Genomic DNA, 16,885 nt, shown 5'->3' with positions numbered 1-16,885 from the left:
GAATTGTTGCAGATGTTTACACCTGAAAAATTAACCAAAGCCATCAGTCTGTTCGATGAAAAAATTGAAACCAATAAAGCCTACTTAAGCGAGCTAGATACGCCAATTGGCGATGGTGACCACGGCAACAACATGGCCCGTGGCATGGAAGCGATTCGCCAGCAGGATTTAAGCGGCAGTGTTTTTGACCAGTTAAAATTAGTTGCGATGCAGCTGATTAGTAAAGTCGGTGGTGCCTCAGGTCCGCTTTACGGTACGGCCTTCATGGAAATGGCCAAAGCCAGTAAAGACACTGAAGATCCCACCACCATTTTAACTGCCGGAATTGCTGGAATTGAAAAACGCGGCAAAGCAACACTCGGTGAAAAGACAATGCTAGACCTATGGATTCCTGCAGTGGCGGCAGTCAAAGCTGGTGATTTAACAGAAGCAAAACTGACAGAATTTGTTGATGCCACCAAAGATTTAGTCGCGACGAAAGGACGAGCATCCTATGTAGGAGAGCGCTCCAAAGGCCACATTGACCCCGGTGCAATGTCCTCAAAATATTTATTTGAAGCCTTCATGGAAGCTGGGGTGTTGGACCATGATTAGCGGTATCGTGTTAGTTTCCCATGTGAAGGAAGTCGCCGAGGGCTTAGAAAAATTGATTCGTGAAGTCGCTAAAGAAGTCTCCATCACCACAGCTGGTGGAACAGAAGACGGCGATATCGGTACCTCTTTTGATAAAATTTCTACGGCATTTGAGTCCAACACAGCTGATGAACTCTTTGCCTTTTATGATTTAGGTTCAGCTAAAATGAATTTAGAGATGGCCATGGAAATGACCGAGAAAAAAATTCTCTTACAGGATGTTGCCTTCATCGAAGGAGCCTATACAGCCGCCGCCTTATTACAGGCGGGCACAAGCCAAAAGGATATTCTCGAACAATTAGCTCCGTTAAAAATTAAATAAACTAGAAAACTAGTAGTTGAATCTTGTGAGGGAGATCCGGCTGCTAGTTTTTTTAGTAGAAGAGCGAAAACATTAAAGAAAAGTTTGATATGCATTCTGAATAAGGTAGTATATGTAAGAGAGATACTAGAATAAAAGTAAAGAGGACTGAGTCTATGACCCACCACCAAATCCAACAGCTAATCCTGCAAAATGAAAGATTACTCGACATCTTGACCATCATAAAAAACTTGGAGTTAGAAGACTGCTGGTTAGCGGCCGGCACCTTGCGAAATTTTCTTTGGAATTATCTGAGTGACCAGCCTTTAATGGCCCATCAGCAGGATGTCGATGTGGTCTTTTTTGACCCTAAGATTAGCTATCAAGAAACGTTGGAGCTGGAGGCCAAGCTCAAAAGGAATTATCCTGAGTATCCGTGGGAATTAAAAAATGAGGTCTATATGCACCAGCACAATCCTGGTGCTGAACCATATCTAAATAGCCAAGAAGCTATCAGTAAATTTCCTGAGACCTGTACAGCGATTGCCGCTCGTTTGTTGGCTGAGGGAGAGCTGGAATTATTTTTACCGTATGGAGCTGTTGATTTACTAAATTTTGAAGTTCGGCCGACGCCTTTTTTTAAAGAGACGCCTGAGCGAATGGCTGTTTATCGTGAGAGAGTGGCGAAAAAAGACTGGCAGAGCTCTTGGACAGCGCTAAAAATCTTTGAAAGTTAGCTGAAAAGCCGGTTTTAACGATTTTTACTAGAATAAATAGCGCTACTTTGCTACAATAGGATAGGATAATTTTGCGTGTAACTCAGCATTGGAGGAGAAAACAACATGATTTCAGTTAGTGATTTAAAAGCAGGGATGACCTTTATCTTAGATGGTAAATTAATTAAAGTTTTGGAAATTAGCCACCACAAACCAGGTAAAGGCAATACCGTTATGCGAATGAAACTGCGGGATGTCCGCACTGGCGCAACGTTTGATACAACCATGCGTCCGGAAGAAAAAGTTGAACGGGCTCATATTGATACGAAAACCGTACAATATTTATATAGCCAAGACGACGTGGCAGTTTTCATGGATATGGAAAGCTACGAACAATATGAAGTGCCTTTAACTTCGATTGAAAATGAAATGAAGTATGTTTTAGAAAATTCAGAATTGAAAATTCAATTTTACGGCACAGAAGTAATTGGTGTTGAATTGCCAACAACTGTTGTTCTGCGTGTCGTGGAAACTCAGCCTTCTATTAAAGGCGCAACTGTAACAGGCTCTGGTAAACCAGCAACTATGGAAACAGGCTTAGTTGTCAATGTACCGGACTTTGTTGAAACAGATGAGCTATTGGAAATCAATACCCAAGAAGGCACTTACGTAAAACGTGCCGGCAAATAATTTCTAAAAACTGCGGTCTCAGCTATTTAGCTGGGGCTTTTTTTGTATTCTCAATTTATTTGCTGTTTTGGAAAAAAATGACAATCATTTATGCTTGGCAGGCTAAAGTCTTTGTTTGTAAGGTTTTAGGATAAAAAATATTGCCAAGCTAAAACAATTTTTCTAGCTGAACAAAATAATTTTGGAAAAGTGAAGCGGTTCTTTTGCTTCTAATAAATAACCCCTCTATAATAAAATTTATCAAGTGATAAAAAAGTAAAAATTGTTTTTTTTAGAATAGGAGAGTCAAAATGAAAAAGGTTATCGTGGTTGGTGCTGGAGTTGCGGGGATTGCGGCAGCAATTCGGTTGCAATATCTAGGTTATGAAGTTGAGATTTACGAAAAAAATGACAAAATCGGCGGCAAGATGAATCAGATTAGCCGAGATGGGTTTCAATTTGATGTAGGGCCGACAATTGTCATGATGAAGGATATTTACGAGGAGGTGTTTACTTTTTGCAATCGTGATCCAAAAGATTATTTTACGATGGAAAAAGTCGATCCGATGCTTCATTTGTATTTTTCTAAAAATGAACCGCTGTCGTTGTCCTCTGACTTGAGTCAGCTGGTGCCAACTTTGGAGTCAATTTCAGAGGCAGATGCTGAAGGCTTTATGGCATTTCTCAGCGATATTTATAAAAGATATTTAATTGCTAAAGAAGCTTTTATTACCAAATCCTTCCGCAGTTTTTGGGATTTTTATAATCCCAAATCGCTGATTGCCGGCTTGAAGCTGAAAACCTTCAATGATGCCTATTCTTCGATTTCAAAATTTGTTGAGGATGAACGCTTAAGAAAAGCCTTAGCATTTCAAACCTTGTACATCGGTGTCTCCCCTTATCAAGGACCATCTTTGTACACGATTATTCCGATGATTGAGCTCTTTTACGGTGTTTATTTTATTAAAGGCGGAATGTACGGTTTTGCTAAAGGTATGGAAAAATTGTTTTTGGAATTAGGCGGCCAGCTACATTTGAATACAGAAGTAGAAGAAATTTTGATTGAGGATGGTTTAACCCGGGGAATTCGTGTGGCTGGTGAGGAAATTTATAGCTCGTCAGTTGTCGTGGGGGCGGATTTTCCCTATGCGATGACCCAGCTGATACCTGATGAAAAAAAGCGGGGCAAATATACCAATCGTAAAATTGATCAGATGGAATACTCTTGCTCTTGTTTCTTGCTTTATCTGGGAGTAGACAAAAAGTATCCAGTGGAGGCAATGCATTCGATTTATTTTGCCGATGATTTTAAGAAAAACGTCGACCAATTGTTTGAAACAGGTGAGTTTCCTGATGACCCGTCCTTTTATATTTATGTTCCCACTAAGATGGATGAGAGTCTGGCGCCGGCTGGTCACGAGGCCGTATATGTGCTAGTGCCGGTACCGGAATTATCTAAATACGACGACTGGTCTGCTGAAAAAGTTGCCCAATATCGTCAACAGATTTTAAACAAGATGAAGGAAGAAACGATTTTTTCTGATATTGATGAACACATTGTTTTTGAAGAACATTTTACGCCGGTTCGTTTTGAAAAAGAGTTTAACGCCTATAATGGCGCTACTTTTGGCTTGAAACCAACCTTGAAACAAAGCAATTATTATCGTCCCCATAACAAATTTGCTTATGCAGACAATTTATATTTTTGCGGTAGTAGCACCCATCCCGGGGCAGGGGTGCCGATTGTGATGCAAAGCGCCAAACTAGCAGTAGAGGAGCTGATGAAAGATGATCCATCAATTTGAGATTCACCAAAAAGATTTTCTGTACTGTGAAGAAATAATAAAGAAGGCCTCCAAAACTTTTTATGCGGCTTTTTCGCAATTACCGGAGCAACAGGCTTGGAGTATTTATGCGGTTTATGCTTTTTGTCGGGAAGCCGATGATTTAATCGACGAGGCTCATGATATTGAAGGCCTCTATCGTTTGGAAGCTGAACTAAAGGATTTTGAAGCTAATAAAGTCCCTGACCGTCCTCTTTGGCGGGCGCTTTCTGTGGTTTTTCTAAATTATGATATGGATATTCAGGCATTTTATGATATGTTGGCGGGGCAAAAACAGGATGCCGATTTCAAACAGCCGCAAACGCAAGCCGAGCTTTCCCAATATGCCTACAATGTAGCTGGCTCAGTTGGCCTGATGCTACTGCCGATTCTTTCAGATAATTGGCGGGAAATCATCCCTCAAGGTAAAAAACTTGGCGAAGCACTACAGATTACCAATATTTTAAGAGATATTGGCGAGGATTATGAAAACGGCCGGATTTATTTACCGGCGGCAGTCATGAAAAGATATGGTCTAACAGAAGAAATGTTAGCCGCCAAAATAATTGGGGCTGAATTAATTTCCGTCTGGGAAGACCAAGCGGCGATTGCGGAAAAATTATATGTTGATAGCCTGAAAATGATGCCAAATATCAATCCAGAAGCCCGTTCTGCCTTATTAGCAGCCAGCTATTACTATCGGGAAATTTTGGTGGTCGTGCGCAATAGTCACTATCAAGTTTTTTCAGAGAAGCCAAAGGTCAGTCATCTACGAAAGTTGTCACTGTTGGCTAAAATTCACCAAGAAGTCACCGAGATTGTCGAGTATTAAGTGACAAACTGCAGCATCAGTTTGCTGAAATCAAAAAAAGTTGGATTGCCTAAGTCTTTTGAAAGAGGCAGTTTAAATTTGATTGTTTCACTGACTGATGCTGTTTTTTCTTTACTTCAAAAATAAACCGCCTACTAAAAATTTTGAAACATAACGGAACTGCTGCTTCAATAGCCTTGAGAGTGTTATTCCAGTGAGGTTTTATAAAATGGTTTCATCAATTACACTATTGGAAATATCAATCGTGAGCAATTGATTAACGCTAAAAAACAGAAGCTGTTAGAATAAATTTATCACTTGATAAATTTTTAATTTTAGGAGCTGGATTCAATGTTTTTAGCCATCAATGAAATTTTACATTCAAAGCTGCGCTATGCTTTGGTAGTTGGGGTGATGTTTTTAATTGCCTATCTGGTGTTTTTTTTAACCGGGTTAGCTTACGGCTTGGCCCAGGATAATCGGACGGCTGTCGACAAGTGGGATGCTGAGTACATTTTACTTTCCGAGGATGCCAATTCAAATTTAAATATGTCAATGATTCCCCTGAGTGAGGTGGATGAATTAGATCAAGAGCAAATTGGTGTTTTAGCGCAAACTGCTGGCGTGATTGCTAAAGTTGGTGACAGCGATGAAAAAATCAATGCAAGCTTTTTTGGCATTGACGCCGAGCAATTCTTAGCCCCGAATTTAATTGAAGGGGAAATGTTTGCAAACGATCAGGAGGCAGTGGCCGACAGCAGTTTAAAAGAGCAATATGGTATTCAACTTGGTGATGAAATTCAATTGGCAGGCAATGATCAGCAGTTTAAAATTGTTGGCTTCACCGACAATGCTAAGTTTAATGTTGCCCCCGTTTTATATACGACCATTGGTGCCTATCAAGCAATCCGCTTTGAGCAGCAGGGGACAGAAGGCCAGTCCCGAATTAACGGAATTGTCCTTAAAGATGATTTGACCGACGTTCCGGAGGGCTTAGAAAAAATTGCCATTAAAGATTTTATTAATGATCTACCGGGCTATAGTGCTCAGGTCTTGACCTTCGGCTTTATGATTGGCTTTTTGATTGTGATTGCGGCGATTGTTATTGGTATTTTTATCTATGTGTTAACGATGCAAAAAATAACTATTTTCGGTGTGATGAAAGCACAAGGGATTTCTGGGCGCTACATTGCTAATTCAGTGGTGGCACAAACTTTTCTTTTAGCAGTTATCGGTGTCGTTTTAGGTCTTTTAGGAACCGTTGCGACGGCTTTGGTTTTACCGGAGGCAGTACCTTTTGAAAGTAATTGGCTGTTCTTTGGCGTCATCAGTCTTTTAATGATTGTGATTGCTGTACTGGGAGCTTTCTTCTCAGTCAGAACGATTGTTAAAATTGATCCGTTGCGGGCCATTGGTTAAATTGATTGCAATTTTTTGTCTTGGCGGCTTCAAACAGGAGGGCAGCCAAGCAGAAATGATTCTATAAAGTGTGAAATGCAAAGCACAGCAAACCAGCTACTCTTTCGCTACTGCGGTTAAAAACAGGAAGCCCCAGCAGCGAAAGTGTGGCGATGTAAACAAAATGACATACGGATGAGGCTAAAACTAAATTTTTGGAAAAAATTTATTACATTAATATGAAGCAGGAGGGATTTTCAATGGAAGCCATTCAGTTTAAAGGCGTCACCAAAAATTTTAAGGATGGCGATGCGACGATAGAGGCGTTGAAGGAGACGGATTTTTCTGTTAACCAAGGGGAGCTGGTGGCTGTGATTGGGCCTTCTGGTTCTGGGAAGAGTACATTTTTGACCATTGCGGGGGGCTTGCAGACGCCGACTAGCGGTGAGGTTTTTATTAATGAAGAAAGCTTTAGTGAGCTTTCGGAAAAGAAACGGGCGAAAACTAGGTTTAAAGAAATTGGCTTTATTTTACAGGCGTCAAATTTGGTTCCATTTTTAACTGTCCAAAAGCAATTTTCTTTGGTGGATCAGGTGAATCATCAACAAAATCGCGAGTTTCGTGATCAGCTGTTGAATCAACTGGGCATCATTGAATTGAAAAATAAATATCCAGAGGAATTATCCGGCGGTGAGCGGCAGCGGGTGGCGATTGCCCGAGCGTTATATAATCAACCGGCAATTATTTTGGCGGATGAACCGACTGCTAGTCTGGATACAGAGCGGGCTTTTGAGGTCGTGGATATTTTAGCGAAGGAAACCAAAGAGAAAAATAAAGCGACGATTATGGTGACCCATGATACACGGCTGATTGATAAATGTGATAAAGTCTATATAATGAAGGATGGACAGTTAAAAGCCAAATAAGTCAGGAGGCGATTTAAGTGGTTCATCGGTATGACAAAGATACTCAAGAACGAATTTTAACTGAGGCCAATCGCTTATTTATGAGTCAAGGCTACCTCGGAACATCGACACGGGAAATTGCGAAATCGGTGGGAATTACGCAGCCGAATCTTTATCATTATTACAAGGATAAAGAAACGCTTTATCGAGCGGTTGTTGAAAAATTATTGCAAACTGTTGGTGTTTCGCTGCGGGAAATTGTTGACAACCCGGGTCAGAATTTTCAGGAAAAATTGACAGAGATGGCGGAATATTTGATTGCCACTCATTTTGTCGATTTATTTATGATGCTTCATGATATGGAAACACAAATGTCTCCAGAAATCAGAAGCGAAATGTTTGTCCTCTGGAATAAATTTTATCGTCAACCCTTTGAGGATTTATTTATCAGCAATCAAAGTGAATTGCGGCCAAATGTTTCACCGAAACTGGCAGCCCGCCACTTTTTCTTAATTTTGGCACCTTATATCAATCAAAAGCGTTCTCCAATGGAGGCCTCGATTGCCACAAATCAGCTGATTGATTTGTATTTACATGGTGTTAGTCAAGAGAGCTGACAACTTTTGAACCAGCGTTTAAAGACGCTGGTTTTTTGCTGCATCAAAGGATTCGTTTTATTGTGCAAAAAGGGGTAATTTCAGTACACTTAAAGATAAAGTGAGGACGACCAGATGACATTTTATGGAATTCATTATTTAGAGAGCCAAGGGAACCTTAGCAATTTGGTAAAATACGGTATTATTTTTGCGGTACTGATTTTTTTCTTAATTGTCTTTATTCGCTATTTAAAATCGCGAATTAATACTAAATATCGCGACTTGAGTTTAATTTTATTTCTCTGTCTGTTTTTTGTGGCCGGCACACAATACAATCAATATGTTCAAACAGAAACTCAGACAGCAAATACTAGCCAAATGGTCAGCTTTATAAAATCAGTAGCTGAACAGCTAGGAAAAGAAGAAGATTCCGTGTATGTGAACAGTACCAATCTGCAAGATCAGCTGGTTTTGGCAATTGATGATAATTATTATGTAGTGGAGCTCAGCACTGATCGCAATTCATTTCGAATTGAGCCGACCTATCTGACGAATACAGAAGTTACCAAGATTGATTAAACAAGTAAGAATAATTTAAAAGGAGATTTCGATGAGTATTTTTAGTCCAGTGATTATCAAATTGGCTTTGGGATTAATTTGTCTAATCCTGCAAATAAATATGTTCGGCAAGGGCAATCTGGCGCCTGCCTCGGCTGTTGACCAGGTGCAAAACTATGTGCTGGGGGGCATTATCGGCGGTGTGATTTACAATGACCAAATCACGATTTTACAATTCGTGCTAGTGCTGGTAGTCTGGACAACGCTAGTGCTGAGTTTGAAATTCGGCAAAGAGCACAATCGCTACATTAAAAATTTTGTCGATGGTCGCCCAACTGTCGTGATTACCAATGGCAAAATTGATGTCGAGGCCTGCTTGCGCCACGGGATTTCTGCCAATGACTTAATGTTTAAGCTGCGCAATGACGGTGTTTATGAAATCAGCAAAATTAAACGGGCTATTTTAGAGCAGAACGGGCAGCTGACTGTGATTGAGCAGGGCGACCCCAACGCCAAGTACCCGATTATCGCCGATGGTCAAATCAATTTGGATGTTTTGGAAATTATCGGCAAAGACAGCGACTGGTTGGAAAAAGAAGTCAGCGAACTTGTCGGCAAAAGCATCGATCAAATTTATTTAGGGGAATATGTCTCGGGGCAGTTAAAGCTTTATGAATATTAGCTTTGGTAAGTGCTCAATAAACGGGGCTCGAATTTTTTTGATTGAAGGCTGAGATAAGATTTTTGAAAACAGAAATTTCAGCAATTGAACTGAAAGAAAGCGAACATAGTGACAAAATCGTTAGCCTTTTCGATTAAACGAATTGGGAAGTGAAAAATAGAGTTTGCTATACTGATAACGAGAAAAATCAGGAGACGGGGTGAACAAATGGCTTTAGGGAAATTTTTTAGACAATCATGGCATATTTATCGTCAAGGCTTTGGGCGGATTATTTTGCTGAATGTGAGTATCCAGCTCTTTTTGGTTATTGGCGTTTCCCCGCTATTGAATTGGATGTTAGAGGAGCTACTGCGACTAAACGGTATCGACTATGTGTCGTTTAATAATGTAATGACAATTCTCGAACAGCCCCTCTTGGTTAGTGGGCTGCTAGTTTTATTTTTTGCATTTATCAGCGTGGTTTACTGTCAGTTTGCTTTTATGTTTTTATATTTCCAAAATATGTTGGAAGATGGCGGAAAAACATGGGGTCAGCTATTATGGCTGGCGGTCAAACGCTTGAAAAAAATTCGGCTGGGGGCTTTTTTCTTTTTGACTGGCTATTTTATTCTGATTTTTCCCTTTGGTAATTTATTTTTGCGCTCATCGCTGTTATCAAAGGTAGTAATTCCCACTTTTATCTTCGAGTATCTCTTGAATAATCTACTCTATATGGCAATACTGGCGCTATTTTTCCTGATTGTCTTTTTTATCGGACTGCGGCTGTTGTTTATTTTACCGGAATTTATTTTGACTGATAGCTCATTAAGACAAGCTATCAAAGCCAGTTTTCAGAAGACGAAAAAACGTGAGCTTACATTGATTGCCCGGGGATTATTGGTGGTGCTGTTTATTTCGGTGGTCACTATTCCAATTTTTTTAGGGGCCTATTACCTGCAAAATTATCTTGATAAATTTGTAGCGATTTCTTTTTATGCAGCATTAGTCAATCTGCTGGTATTGCAATTACTCAGCCAATTTTTATCTGGTTGGGGTCTGACCTGTTACTTGATGATTGTTATGGATGTGGATGTGACTGAAAAAATTCAGTTTTCTGCCGGCAAGCGTCGTTGGCTCAGCGTGGGAATTTTAGTGTTGTTTATGAGTATTTCGACAATTAGTTACAATGCTTCCTATCTGCTGGGCATCACGCTGAAAAGTCCTGTGATGATTTCCCATCGAGGAGTCAATGGTAATAATGGTGTGCAAAATACGATTCCAGCGCTGTTGGATACAATAAAAAGTCAGCCGGATTTTGTGGAGATGGATATCCATGAAACCAAGGATTTAAATTTTGTAGTGATGCATGATGAAAATCTGCGGGCCTTGACTGGCGTCAATCAACCGCCGCATAATCTGACATTGGAGCAGCTGACGGCCTTAACCGCCAGTGAAAATGGTCATTCCGCTAAAGTTGCCAGCTTCGCCGACTATTTTGCGGCGGCTTTAGCGCATAATCAAAAATTGCTAATTGAAATCAAAACCACAAAGATGGATTCACCAGATTATGTTGCCAATTTTTTAGCGGCCTATGGCGATGGGATTGCAGCAAGCGGCAGTGAGATTCATTCATTGGATTACGCAGTTGTGCAAAAGGTCAAAGAGTTGCGGCCGGATATTTTTGTCAGCTTTATTTTGCCCTTCAATCTCTCCTTCCCAAATACAGATGCAGATGCTTACACCATGGAGGAGACAACCTTGACTGATAGTTTTATCCAAAAAGCAGCTTTGCGCCAGAAAAAAGTGTACGCATGGACTGTCAACGAAAGTGATGAGATGGAGAGCATGCTCTTCTTAGGCGTCGATGGCATGATTACCGATGATTTGACGACCTTAAAGCAAGTCGTCAAAGATAATTTAGATGAGCCGTCTTATGCTACCAGAATTTTATCTTATTTGAATCAATTGAATCCAAATAATAGTCACCCAGAAAATTAAAAAAAACTGGCAAGCGCTCCTGATAATATGATGATTTCAAAAAAGTTTTTTGAAAAATCATTTTGTCGAAGCACTTGTCAGTTTTTTGTAGCAGCCAAAATTTATAGTCTCAGTTACGTAAATATCATTTGGTATAAATTGAGCTGATTTTGAAATAGATAGCTTAGTTATTCGTGCTGTTGTTTGGCCAAAATCTGCTCAGTTTCCTCGCGAATATCGCTAAGGTACTGGGGCAGATATAACGGAATATCTTCAAAGGTGTCGCTTTGATTGCTGTAAGCCTCTGGGTCTAGCGAGCCTTCTTTGGTGGCAATCTCAATTAATAGCTGATTAGGCTCCCGATAATAAAGGGATTTAAAAAATTCTCGGTCTTTAATGCCAGAATTTTTGAAATTCCGCTCGTTAATAGCTGCGTCAACTTTTTCTAAATCCGCTAAATTTTCAACGCCAAAGGCAACGTGATGAATCCCACCAACGCCTTGTTGAGCGGGCGGATTTTTCAAATCTTGAATAATGTGAACCTCTTGATAAAAGTCATTATCCAAATTTTCCAGCACTAGCACGTCATTGGGGCTGGTGAAAAAAGTTGTCGTCGTTTTCTTTTGCCAGCCCAATGGCAAAAGCTCCCGGGCAGAAGCTTCTGCATACTGGACCCGCATTTGAATGGCGGAAATGCCTAAAATAGCATGCTCAAGGGGGATTTGCGGCGCTTCATACGGAAAATAATCCTGACGATTTTCAAATTCCTTTAAAGGAACAAGCGCCATCTGGGTATTATCCGGCGCATCAAACCGCAAAATCGGCTGACCCGCAAATTCTTCAATCCCATATTGGCAGACGCCCTGTTCCTCTAAATATTTTTCCCAGAAGTGTAGCGACTCCAAAGTGGGAACCTTCAGAATAGTTCGCTCTAAAGTATTGGTGCCAAAACCTTGTTCTTCCCCCTCCTGCATTTCAAAAAAAGTAATTTCGGTGCCGATGCGCTGTTGATTATCCGAGAAAAAAAGGTGATACATGCTATGATCATCTTGATTGATGGTTTTCATTAGCAGTTTCAGTCCGAGTATATTATGATAAAACTCGAAGGTTGGTTTAACATAACGATTTAAAATGGAAATGTGGTGAATCCTAGCTGACATGGGAAACATCCTTTCTGATGGGAAATTTTTAGGAGGCCGAAATTTATGGAATCATTTTTTCAACAGGGGAAAAATAAGCAACTGGTGGTCGCCTTTCACGGCACCGGCGGCAATGAATATCAATTATTAACCACGCTAGCGACTCTTTATCCTGAAGCCAGTGTCTTAACCTATTTAGGTACTGTCGGAGTAGGCAGCGAGCGCCGATTTTTTGCCCCATTACGTAACGGTCAACTCAAGCGAGCTGATTTTGAAGCGCAGGTCACTGCTTTTTTAATGGAGACTTGGCCAGCTGTTGCCCATGAGGAATATCAAGAAATTATTTTAATCGGCTATTCCAATGGGGCTAACTTTGCCTTAGGATTATTAGAAAAAAATCCTAAGCTAGCTACTACTGCCATTTTACTTCATCCTAGTAATTTAGACTATCATTTTGCCGGCAAGTCTGAGACCAAAGTAATTTTAACCACGGGAGCGCAGGATAGCCAGAGTTTGCCAGGCGATATTGTCCAGCTGAAAAATCAGTTGAGCGGCCATTTCACTGACGTCTATTTAGTCATTGCAGATGGCGGTCACCAATTGACGGAACAGGAATTAACTGAAATTCAAGAGCTAATATGATTTTGTCCGCTGTTTATAAATAAAGGAAGTGATAGCAAATGACAAAATCTCGTTTAGAGGCTTTTACCGATGGCGTCGTCGCCATTGTCCTGACGATTTTGGTTTTAGATATTACAATTCCCGATGACCCCAGCCTGCAAACTCTTTGGGATTTGCGGAATACTTTTTTAGCCTACGCAATTAGTTTTATTTTTGTGGCGGTTATCTGGGTGACGCATCACCGGGTTTTTCAAATGACCACTAAGATTGATTACAGCGTTGTCTGGGCCAATATTTTTTGGCTCTTTTGGCTAACGCTGTGTCCAGCTGTCACTAGTTGGGTTGGCCGCAATCCTGATGCATTTTGGCCAGAATTTTCTTATCTTGTTGTCTATACGATGTGGAGTTTTTCCTTTGGCATTTTGTCAAAACGAATCATAAAAGCCAATGACCCGAATTCCCATGTAGCCAGAGTCCTCACAAGAGATAAACGCAGCCGCTTGTCTTTAGGCATCAGCCTGATTTTACTTGTGGCAGTCTTTTTCTGGCCGCTCGCTGGTCTGCTAGGTCGCTTTCTTGTTTCAGGACTGTGGATTGTGTCTTATCGCAAAGCAGACTATTATTACCACAAACTTTTCGGTGGGGTACACACTGATATTCCTCAAGACGGCACCTAATTTTTTCATAATGCACAAAACAGAGAGCCGGTGAAGGGCAAAAATTTCACCGGCTCTCTGTTTTGTAGAAGACGTGAGTTAAAACTCATCACTATTTGGATAAATAGTTTTTGATGATGTAGTAAATAAGTAGGCAGGACATAAGAAAAATAATGATAATTGTCCCGAAAAAAATTATTGGTACTTTAGCTCTTGCGGGCAAGCGGGCAATTAACGTCAAAATGACTACCAGTACCAATATGTAAGGAGTAGCCTCCTGAAGTACTTCATCACGGGAGACTTTTTTGCTAGGTTTGTCAGAATTTGGTAGTTCTGCTGAATTTGTCTCAGTAATCGTTTCATCTGAAAAGAAATCTAAAGGGATATTGAAAAATTTAGCAATGGCAATCAGCGTTGTCAAATCAGGTAGAGAAGTGTTATTTTCCCATCTGGAAATTGCTTGTCGAGAAATATTCAAGTAGTCTGCCAGAGCTTGTTGTGAAATATTTTGTGTAGTTCTCAGGCTCTTTATTTTTTCGCCAACAGTCATGGGTAAGCCTCCTTGAAAAGTAAGTTTAGCTTTATGATAAAGCATTTATACTGCTATCGCAATCAAGTATTGCACTGGTGCACCAGATGATTGCTAGTTGTTGCTATCCAAACTGGCTAAACTATTCTTAGCAACAAACTGAAAAAATTTTGGAGGCTGACCTATGAAATATTTTAAAAAAGGAATTATTGGATTTGTTATAGTAATAATTGTTTTACTGCTATTTTCTTTTGGGATGAGTGAGGAAACACGGGGGACAATCCTCTTTTTTGGGGGGATAATGCTGATTGTTCTCTTAGCAGCCTTACTGACCGTTTGGGCGTTAAAATCCTTGTTCAAAGATTTGAATCAAAAATAATTTTAAAATCAGCGGGTGGAAACATTTGCTGATTTTTTTGTGAAGGAGATACAGTCGTAACTTAATGAATCAATTCTCTAGCTTGAACCAATCACTTCGTAAAAAAATCCCACGTCGAGATTAAAATCAACTCAACAAGTTTTTCATTCCCCTAAGTCCTAGCTTTCCGCCAGACTAAAGTCCAATTGTTGGTGCTTCTTTTCCGTGGTAATTTTTAAGTAACAAGAAGTGGGGGATTAACATGATAAGTTTGATCAGCAAGCAGTTTCTTAAAAATTGGCAGGTGTGGGGAGCAATTCTACCGATTTTTTTGGTTTCGGGATTGATTTTCAGCACCTCGCTGACAATTTTGGCGGCAATCAATCAGACTGGTACGAGCTCGGCGGTGGATTATGGAGTGTTTTTACAGATGCCGCTAATCATTGGCGGGATTGTCTTAGGGATTTTGACAAACAATGCCATGAAGCAATGCATTGATTTGTTTGACGAGAGCAACGATATTTTGTTGCTTTTAGGGGCATCACCATGGCAGTTGAGCATTCTGATGACTGGACAATTATTAGTGGTGGGAATAATGGGAGCGGTTGCCGGCAGTTTATTTTCTCTGCCAGCGGCTCAGATTTTCTTAGCGATTTTACCGGAGGGGCCGACTAGTCAAGGGCTGGCCAATCTGCCCTTGGAATTTTCGGGACAAGCCGTGTTGCTTGCGTCGCTTATTCAAGTGGGGCTGATTATTTTTATCAGCATGCGTTACTGCCTTAAAAATTATCGTCAACAAAAGGGTGGTTTATCTGCCTATAAATCTTCAAACAGAAAAAAATTCAAAGGTGCTTTTATCGGTCTACTAGGAATTTTGACGAGTCTTGTGGTGACAGTGCTATTGCTGATTAAAGAAGCGCCTAATCCCAATAATACATTGGACTATAACAGCAGTATGAATGACTCAATGAGTTTATTGTTGTTGATCTGGTTGGCGTTAATCGTCGGGATGAATTTTTTGATGGGACCGCTGTTTAAAGCGATTGTCAAAAAAGTCGTTAACTTGCCATCAATCAGTCGTACACCAACAATCCGCTCAGCTTTTTGCAATTTGAAATACAACGAAGAGGGACTGATTAAATTAAGTCGGCCGCTAGTTGTGATTATTTTACTGGTGGGCAACTTTATCGCTCTATTTCTTAATACTAAACTGCTGATTGATGGTGGCGACAATAGCACCAACCTCTCTGATTTATTGATTAGTTTGATTTTTCTCTTTGGTGCCCCAATTATTATCAGTTTGGCCAATATTATTACCTCCACTTGTCTGTTTAAAATCAAAACGAAAGATCAGGCGGGCCGCTACTTTTTCTCTGGCTGTACGCCCCAATGGATTTTTAATTTGAAGGTCATAGAAATTGGGCTGGCCGCTGGAATTTCGATTTTGATAACCTTTTTGGGTACGTTCTTTTTTTCAATTCCATTACTGCGGGTAGCCGCTTTGGGAGGCGGCGAAATTTTTAAAGCCGATTGGAGTTTTAATATATTGATTACCTTTGGTGTTTTCCTGCTGTTTTTTATTTTCTTAGTCTTTTTAAATTTTATCGAAAAAAAATCAACCAAGGCATATCTGAAAACAGCTTAGAACAAGAAAAGATAAATTTATATATTCAGTAGAAAAGGAGCGATTATGATGCATCAGACAGTTATTGAGATTAGTAATTTAGCAAAGGAAATAGAGCTGGCCAAAGGGAATTTATTACAGGTGTTGGCGGATATCTCTTTTGAAGTAAAAGCCGGCGAGTTTATTTCAATCGTGGGTCCCTCGGGTTCAGGAAAAACAACCTTGCTATATTGTATTTCTAGTTTATTACCGCCGACCAATGGCGAAGTTTTAATAAACGGCAAATCACCTTACCAATGGAACCCAACCAAATTAGCAAAATTCCGCCGTAAAGAAATTGGCTTTATCTTCCAAGATTTTCAGTTGATTCCCTCGTTATCGGCTTATGATAATCTAGTTTTGCCAGGTACGCTCAACAGACGCAAAGTTAAAAAACAAGCTGTCGAGGAATTGGCTGCTCGTTTAGAATTGCATGCCGAACTACATCAGTCCATCGACGCCTTGTCCGGTGGCGAGCAGCAGAAGGTAGCGATTGGTCGGACAATTTTGGCAGATCCAGACATTTTATTCTTAGATGAACCCACCAGTGCCCTAGATACCCATTCCCGAAAGTTGGTGATGGCGTTACTGCAGGAATTAGTTGCTCAAGGTAAGACTGTCGTTATGGTCACCCACGATTTGGAATTAGCTGCTCAATCTTCACGGGCGCTGGTTATGAAGGACGGGCAGATGCTGCGAATGGTGGAGGCGCCGAGTTTGGAGACGTTGGTGTTTTAGTAGAAAATGGAAAAAAGCAAGCTGTTGATAAGAGGACGTCCCATAAATCATTTAGGCGTTCTTGTGCAACTGCATGCTTTTTTATTGAATAATTTTATTGTGATTCGGGCAACTTTACGACATTTTTTTGATG

The 16,885-nt window shown here is 40.4% G+C and carries 19 protein-coding genes; 17 read left to right on the top strand and 2 right to left on the bottom strand.

What is annotated here, in order from left to right:
• Positions 1-12 precede the first annotated feature (12 nt).
• The 12 genes from dhaL to ORH16_RS04320 all read left to right on the top strand — a co-directional run bounded on the left by dhaL (position 13) and on the right by ORH16_RS04320 (position 11,069).
• Positions 13-594 carry a dihydroxyacetone kinase subunit DhaL gene (dhaL, locus tag ORH16_RS04375; protein WP_265456559.1) on the top strand — a complete coding sequence of 194 codons (582 nt, stop codon included), beginning with the start codon at positions 13-15 and terminating at the stop codon, positions 592-594.
• Positions 587-955, top strand: coding sequence for a dihydroxyacetone kinase phosphoryl donor subunit DhaM (dhaM, locus tag ORH16_RS04370; RefSeq protein ID WP_265456558.1), 369 nt, complete (start codon positions 587-589; stop codon positions 953-955). Before dhaL ends, dhaM begins: the two co-directional genes overlap by 8 nt.
• 155 nt (positions 956-1,110) lie before the next feature.
• Positions 1,111-1,671, top strand: coding sequence for a nucleotidyltransferase family protein (locus tag ORH16_RS04365; protein ID WP_265456556.1), 561 nt, complete (start codon positions 1,111-1,113; stop codon positions 1,669-1,671).
• Between the two features lie 105 nt (positions 1,672-1,776).
• On the top strand, positions 1,777-2,340 hold the full coding sequence (efp, locus tag ORH16_RS04360; protein WP_265456555.1) for an elongation factor P: 564 nt from the start codon (positions 1,777-1,779) through the stop codon (positions 2,338-2,340).
• 290 nt (positions 2,341-2,630) lie between these two features.
• The gene (locus tag ORH16_RS04355) at positions 2,631-4,124 is read left to right on the top strand and encodes a phytoene desaturase family protein (RefSeq protein ID WP_265456554.1); all 1,494 of its coding nucleotides are present in this window, start codon (positions 2,631-2,633) and stop codon (positions 4,122-4,124) included.
• Positions 4,108-4,974 (top strand): phytoene/squalene synthase family protein, encoded by an 867-nt coding sequence (locus ORH16_RS04350; RefSeq protein ID WP_265456553.1) that lies wholly within the window; start codon positions 4,108-4,110, stop codon positions 4,972-4,974. The genes ORH16_RS04355 and ORH16_RS04350 overlap by 17 nt, the downstream gene beginning before the upstream one ends.
• Positions 4,975-5,304: 330 nt before the next feature.
• Positions 5,305-6,372 carry an ABC transporter permease gene (locus ORH16_RS04345; RefSeq protein WP_265456551.1) on the top strand — a complete coding sequence of 356 codons (1,068 nt, stop codon included), beginning with the start codon at positions 5,305-5,307 and terminating at the stop codon, positions 6,370-6,372.
• Positions 6,373-6,611: 239 nt separating this feature from the next.
• Positions 6,612-7,277 carry an ABC transporter ATP-binding protein gene (locus ORH16_RS04340; RefSeq protein ID WP_265456549.1) on the top strand — a complete coding sequence of 222 codons (666 nt, stop codon included), beginning with the start codon at positions 6,612-6,614 and terminating at the stop codon, positions 7,275-7,277.
• Positions 7,278-7,294: 17 nt separating this feature from the next.
• Positions 7,295-7,873, top strand: coding sequence for a TetR/AcrR family transcriptional regulator (locus ORH16_RS04335; RefSeq protein WP_265456547.1), 579 nt, complete (start codon positions 7,295-7,297; stop codon positions 7,871-7,873).
• Between the two features lie 114 nt (positions 7,874-7,987).
• On the top strand, positions 7,988-8,431 hold the full coding sequence (locus ORH16_RS04330) for a DUF3290 domain-containing protein (RefSeq protein ID WP_265456545.1): 444 nt from the start codon (positions 7,988-7,990) through the stop codon (positions 8,429-8,431).
• Positions 8,432-8,462: 31 nt separating this feature from the next.
• Entirely contained in the window at positions 8,463-9,092 is a 630-nt protein-coding gene (locus ORH16_RS04325) for a DUF421 domain-containing protein (RefSeq protein ID WP_265456544.1), read from the top strand.
• Between the two features lie 207 nt (positions 9,093-9,299).
• A complete protein-coding gene (locus tag ORH16_RS04320; RefSeq protein WP_265456542.1) occupies positions 9,300-11,069 on the top strand; it encodes a glycerophosphodiester phosphodiesterase in 1,770 nt (589 codons plus the stop codon).
• A 167-nt stretch (positions 11,070-11,236) separates the two neighbouring features.
• Here ORH16_RS04320 and ORH16_RS04315 read toward each other — a convergent pair whose 3' ends face one another.
• Positions 11,237-12,208, bottom strand: coding sequence for a VOC family protein (locus ORH16_RS04315; RefSeq protein ID WP_265456540.1), 972 nt, complete (start codon positions 12,206-12,208; stop codon positions 11,237-11,239).
• Between the two features lie 45 nt (positions 12,209-12,253).
• Between ORH16_RS04315 and ORH16_RS04310 the strand changes: the two genes are divergently transcribed.
• Both ORH16_RS04310 and ORH16_RS04305 read left to right on the top strand, forming a co-directional pair.
• Complete coding sequence (locus ORH16_RS04310) at positions 12,254-12,829, top strand: alpha/beta hydrolase (protein WP_265456538.1); 576 nt, start codon at positions 12,254-12,256, stop codon at positions 12,827-12,829.
• Between the two features lie 38 nt (positions 12,830-12,867).
• On the top strand, positions 12,868-13,485 hold the full coding sequence (locus ORH16_RS04305) for a TMEM175 family protein (protein ID WP_265456536.1): 618 nt from the start codon (positions 12,868-12,870) through the stop codon (positions 13,483-13,485).
• Between the two features lie 91 nt (positions 13,486-13,576).
• On the opposite strand, the gene ORH16_RS04300 is transcribed toward ORH16_RS04305, so the two are convergent.
• Entirely contained in the window at positions 13,577-14,014 is a 438-nt protein-coding gene (locus ORH16_RS04300) for a helix-turn-helix domain-containing protein (RefSeq protein ID WP_265456534.1), read from the bottom strand.
• 163 nt (positions 14,015-14,177) lie between these two features.
• Between ORH16_RS04300 and ORH16_RS04295 the strand changes: the two genes are divergently transcribed.
• The 3 genes from ORH16_RS04295 to ORH16_RS04285 all read left to right on the top strand — a co-directional run bounded on the left by ORH16_RS04295 (position 14,178) and on the right by ORH16_RS04285 (position 16,752).
• On the top strand, positions 14,178-14,372 hold the full coding sequence (locus tag ORH16_RS04295) for a hypothetical protein (RefSeq protein WP_265456533.1): 195 nt from the start codon (positions 14,178-14,180) through the stop codon (positions 14,370-14,372).
• 241 nt (positions 14,373-14,613) lie between these two features.
• Complete coding sequence (locus tag ORH16_RS04290) at positions 14,614-15,996, top strand: FtsX-like permease family protein (RefSeq protein ID WP_265456532.1); 1,383 nt, start codon at positions 14,614-14,616, stop codon at positions 15,994-15,996.
• A gap of 48 nt (positions 15,997-16,044) precedes the next feature.
• Complete coding sequence (locus ORH16_RS04285) at positions 16,045-16,752, top strand: ABC transporter ATP-binding protein (RefSeq protein WP_265456530.1); 708 nt, start codon at positions 16,045-16,047, stop codon at positions 16,750-16,752.
• Positions 16,753-16,885: the final 133 nt, after the last annotated feature.

It is taken from the genome of Enterococcus sp. HY326 (assembly GCF_026157065.1).
Taxonomy (GTDB): domain Bacteria; phylum Bacillota; class Bacilli; order Lactobacillales; family Enterococcaceae; genus HY326.
This window is presented reverse-complemented; position numbering and strand designations above follow the sequence as displayed.